Genomic DNA, 2,960 nt, shown 5'->3' on the forward strand with positions numbered 1-2,960 from the left:
CGGGTTGTGAGGTTAAGCGACTAAGCGTACACGGTGGATGCCTAGGCAATCAGAGGCGATGAAGGACGTGCTAATCTGCGAAAAGCGTCGGTAAGGTGATATGAACCGTTATAACCGACGATATCCGAATGGGGAAACCCAGTGCAATTCGTTGCACTATCGTTTGATGAATACATAGTCAAACGAGGCGAACCGAGGGAACTGAAACATCTCAGTACCTCGAGGAAAAGAAATCAACCGAGATTCCCCTAGTAGCGGCGAGCGAACGGGGAGCAGCCCAGAGTCTTAATCAGCATTAGCATCAGGAGAACAGTCTGGAAAGGCTGGCAGTAAAGGGTGATAGCCCCGTATCCGAAGGTGTTAGTGTTGTGAACTCGACGAGTAGGGCGGGACACGTGTTATCCTGTCTGAATATGGGGGGACCATCCTCCAAGGCTAAATACTCCTGATTGACCGATAGTGAACCAGTACCGTGAGGGAAAGGCGAAAAGAACCCCGGCGAGGGGAGTGAAATAGAACCTGAAACCGTGTACGTACAAGCAGTGGGAGCACCCTTTAGGGTGTGACTGCGTACCTTTTGTATAATGGGTCAGCGACTTATATTCTGTAGCAAGGTTAACCGTATAGGGGAGCCGTAGGGAAACCGAGTCTTAACTGGGCGAATGAGTTGCAGGGTATAGACCCGAAACCCGGTGATCTAGCCATGGGCAGGTTGAAGGTTGGGTAACACTAACTGGAGGACCGAACCGACTAATGTTGAAAAATTAGCGGATGACTTGTGGCTGGGGGTGAAAGGCCAATCAAACCGGGAGATAGCTGGTTCTCCCCGAAAGCTATTTAGGTAGCGCCTCGTGAACTCATCTTCGGGGGTAGAGCACTGTTTCGACTAGGGGGTCATCCCGACTTACCAACTCGATGCAAACTACGAATACCGAAGAATGTTATCACGGGAGACACACGGCGGGTGCTAACGTTCGTCGTGAAGAGGGAAACAACCCAGACCGCCAGCTAAGGTCCCAAAGTCATAGTTAAGTGGGAAACGAAGTGGGAAGGCTCAGACAGCCAGGATGTTGGCTTAGAAGCAGCCATCATTTAAAGAAAGCGTAATAGCTCACTGGTCGAGTCGGCCTGCGCGGAAGATGTAACGGGGCTAAACTATGCACCGAAGCTGCGGCAGCGACATTTAGATGTTGTTGGGTAGGGGAGCGTTCTGTAAGCCTGTGAAGGTGTACTGTGAGGTATGCTGGAGGTATCAGAAGTGCGAATGCTGACATAAGTAACGATAATGCGGGTGAAAAACCCGCACGCCGGAAGACCAAGGGTTCCTGTCCAACGTTAATCGGGGCAGGGTGAGTCGACCCCTAAGGCGAGGCAGAAATGCGTAGTCGATGGGAAACGGGTTAATATTCCCGTACTGGTGATAATTGCGATGGGGGGACGGAGAAGGTTAGGCTGGCCGGGCGACGGTTGTCCCGGTTTAAAGATGTAGGCAGGTGAATTAGGCAAATCCGGTTCACTATATGCTGAGGTCTGATGACGAGTCACTACGGTGGCGAAGTAGCTCATACCCCGCTTCCAGGAAAAGCCTCTAAGCTCTAGATTATCATTAATCGTACCCCAAACCGACACAGGTGGTCAGGTAGAGAATACTCAGGCGCTTGAGAGAACTCGGGTGAAGGAACTAGGCAAAATGGTGCCGTAACTTCGGGAGAAGGCACGCTGGCATTAGGTGAAGTGGTTTACCCATGGAGCTGAAGCCAGTCGCAGATACCAGCTGGCTGCAACTGTTTATTAAAAACACAGCACTGTGCAAACACGAAAGTGGACGTATACGGTGTGACGCCTGCCCGGTGCTGGAAGGTTAATTGATGGGGTTATCCGTAAGGAGAAGCTCTTGATCGAAGCCCCAGTAAACGGCGGCCGTAACTATAACGGTCCTAAGGTAGCGAAATTCCTTGTCGGGTAAGTTCCGACCTGCACGAATGGCGTAATGATGGCCAGGCTGTCTCCACCCGAGACTCAGTGAAATTGAACTCGCTGTGAAGATGCAGTGTACCCGCGGCAAGACGGAAAGACCCCGTGAACCTTTACTATAGCTTGACACTGAACATTGAGCCTTGATGTGTAGGATAGGTGGGAGGCTTCGAAGCGTGGACGCCAGTCTGCGTGGAGCCAACCTTGAAATACCACCCTTTAATGTTTGATGTTCTAACGTTGCCCCGTTATCCGGGGTGCGGACAGTGTCTGGTGGGTAGTTTGACTGGGGCGGTCTCCTCCCAAAGAGTAACGGAGGAGCACGAAGGTTGGCTAAGCATGGTCGGACATCATGCGGTTAGTGCAAAGGCATAAGCCAGCTTGACTGCGAGAGTGACGGCTCGAGCAGGTACGAAAGTAGGTCTTAGTGATCCGGTGGTTCTGAATGGAAGGGCCATCGCTCAACGGATAAAAGGTACTCCGGGGATAACAGGCTGATACCGCCCAAGAGTTCATATCGACGGCGGTGTTTGGCACCTCGATGTCGGCTCATCACATCCTGGGGCTGAAGTAGGTCCCAAGGGTACGGCTGTTCGCCGTTTAAAGTGGTACGCGAGCTGGGTTTAGAACGTCGTGAGACAGTTCGGTCCCTATCTGCCGTGGGCGTTGGAAGATTGAAAGGGGCTGCTCCTAGTACGAGAGGACCGGAGTGGACGCACCACTGGTGTTCGGGTTGTCATGCCAATGGCATTGCCCGGTAGCTAAGTGCGGAAAAGATAACCGCTGAAAGCATCTAAGCGGGAAACTTGCCTTGAGATGAGTCTTCCCTGACCCTTTAAGGGTCCTAAAGGAACGTTTAAGACTAAGACGTTGATAGGTTGGGTGTGTAAGCGTAGCGATACGTTGAGCTAACCAATACTAATGAACCGTGAGGCTTAACCTGACAACACCGAAGGTGTTTTAGAGAGACGAGATAGTTTTCGAAT

The 2,960-nt window shown here is 51.7% G+C and carries 1 rRNA gene; it reads left to right on the plus strand.

Annotated features, from left to right (window positions below):
• Window positions 1-10: 10 nt before the first annotated feature.
• Window positions 11-2,917: ribosomal RNA gene (locus PR808_RS20570) — 23S ribosomal RNA — on the plus strand.
• The last annotated feature ends 43 nt before the right edge of the window (window positions 2,918-2,960 follow it).

Source organism: Providencia sp. PROV197 (genome assembly GCF_028479625.1).
GTDB classification, from domain to species: Bacteria; Pseudomonadota; Gammaproteobacteria; order Enterobacterales; family Enterobacteriaceae; genus Providencia; species Providencia vermicola.